This is a genomic window from Sphingomonas sanguinis NBRC 13937, from assembly GCF_001591005.1.
GTDB classification, from domain to species: domain Bacteria; phylum Pseudomonadota; class Alphaproteobacteria; order Sphingomonadales; family Sphingomonadaceae; genus Sphingomonas; species Sphingomonas sanguinis.
On sequence record NZ_BCTY01000113.1, the window covers coordinates 1 to 1,493 of the forward strand.

Genomic DNA, 1,493 nt, shown 5'->3' on the forward strand with positions numbered 1-1,493 from the left:
GGCTTTGCCCCCACCCCAAACCCCTCCCCCCTACCGGGAGGAGGGGCTTTTTATTGGGTGAGTGGTTATACCGCCCAAGCCCCGATATCCGGCTGTTCGCCGATCAACGCCAGGCCATGCGCGATCGAGGTGAGCTCGCCGCCCGTCGCGATCCTCTCACCTCCAAAGCGGACCTCGAACATCCGCCGGATCGCGGGCATCAACGAGGTGCCGCCGGTCAGGAATACCCGGTCGATCGCGCCCGCCTCGGTCCCTGCCGCCGTCAGCGCGCGATCGACCGCCTGTTCGATCCGGGCGAGTTCGGGCGCGATCCACGCCTCGAAATCCGTGCGGGACACATCCGCCTCGATCGACAGCCCACCACCCTCGAAGCGGAACCGCGCCTCCTCGGCCGAGGACAGGTCGCGCTTCACCCGGCCGACCGCATCGTAGAGCCGATATCCCTGCTCCTCCTCGATGATCGCGATCATTCGCCCGATCGCATCCGGGTCGAGCGCGGCGCGGCGCAGCTTTTCCAGCTCGGCCAGCGTCTTACGGTTGCGCATCAGGGCCAGGCGCGACCAGTCGCCGAAATCGGCGAAATAGCCGCGCGGAATCTCCAGTATCTTGTCGAACGAGCGATATTTTCCGCCCGCGCCCAGCAGCGGCAGGACAAGGTGGTCGATCAGTTTCTGGTCGAACCGGTCGCCCGCGATACCGACACCGGCATGGCCCAGCGGCTCGCAACGCCGGTCGGCGCCGGGGGCGGCGATGCGCACGACCGAAAAGTCGCTGGTGCCGCCGCCGAAATCCGCGACCAGCACGGTCGCGGGTTCGGTGATCCGCGACGCATAGCTGAACGCCGCGCCCAACGGCTCGTAGACATAATGGATCTCCGCCCCCAGCCGCGCGAACATCGCATCGTAGCGTTGGCGGGCCAGCGCTTCGTCGGGGCGGTGCCCGGCATATTCGACCGGCCGCCCGACGACGATCCGCGCCGCCCGGCCATCAAGCGTGCCGCCGCTGCGCGCCGCCATGCGATCGAGAAAGGCGCGACCCAGTTCCTCGAAGCGATAGCGTTTGTCGAACACGGTCGCGTGCTCGAACACCGGTGAGGCGGCGACCGACTTGAACGACTGGATGAACCGACTGCCGCCCGGGAAGTCGAGATATTCGGCGATCGCCCAGGGGCCTGCTTCCACCTCAATCCCGTCATCTTCCCAGAAGCATAGCGCCGAGCGGAAGACGGGGTTTTCTCCCTTCGGAGCCTTCAGGGGTACGAGATGGGACTCGCCGTTCTCGGCGCGGGCGACGACCGAGTTGGTGGTGCCGAAGTCGATGCCGAGGACGGTGTGCGGGGTATCGGTCATGCGGCGTCCGCTACACGATGTGCGGAGTAGAGGAAGGCGTTTTCTTTACGCAGCCTTCTTACTCCCCTCCCGCAGGCGGGAGGGGTTGGGGGAGGGCAAGGCCGCAAGCGATATGCCAGCCCCCCCCCCCCCCCCCCCCCCCCC

Annotated in this window: 1 protein-coding gene; it reads right to left on the reverse strand. The window is 67.2% G+C overall.

The features are described from left to right. Positions 1-65: 65 nt before the first annotated feature. Complete coding sequence (locus SSA01S_RS18820) at positions 66-1,349, reverse strand: Hsp70 family protein (RefSeq protein ID WP_061781613.1); 1,284 nt, start codon at positions 1,347-1,349, stop codon at positions 66-68. Positions 1,350-1,493: the final 144 nt, after the last annotated feature.

Bases quoted from the DNA above. Each gene is read 5' to 3' on its own strand.
- SSA01S_RS18820 (WP_061781613.1), bottom strand. From the start codon at position 1,349: ATGACCGATACCCCGCACACCGTCCTCGGCATCGACTTCGGCACCACC.